Origin of the sequence: Prevotella sp. LCP21S3_D2, assembly GCF_052118345.1 — a bacterium.
GTDB lineage: Bacteria > Bacteroidota > Bacteroidia > Bacteroidales > Bacteroidaceae > Prevotella.
The window spans coordinates 1-305 of record NZ_JBQKHJ010000132.1 but is presented as its reverse complement, the minus strand read 5'-3'; the positions used below and the strand labels follow the sequence as shown (position 1 = coordinate 305).

Annotated in this window: 1 pseudogene; it reads right to left on the bottom strand. The window is 43.9% G+C overall.

Annotation, left to right across the window (positions count from 1 at the left end):
• Positions 1-305: pseudogene (locus ACTQ16_RS16930) on the bottom strand (transposase); the annotation flags it as partial.

Sequence of the window (305 nt, the reverse complement as noted above, 5' to 3'; positions counted from 1 at the left end):
TAGCAATCGGCTCCGCTGGTGAATATCTGTCGAGAAATCGCTTTGAAAGAGCCGAAAGCTTCTCTGATAGGCCCGAAAAGGGCAAATATCGATCTTTGAAATGTTGAAATCTGGAATATTACCATCCTTCGGAGGTTCATCCACATACATCTGCTATATGCATGCATACGATGTTTGAGCAAGCCCCTGTATCGGGTCTTGCCATTACGTGTATGAAAACTGTATTGGAACATGGCTGCTTCAACGTTATTCCGTTTATGCTGCTCCTCCAAAGGAAGGCTTTCTATCTGCTTCCTTAGCTGATA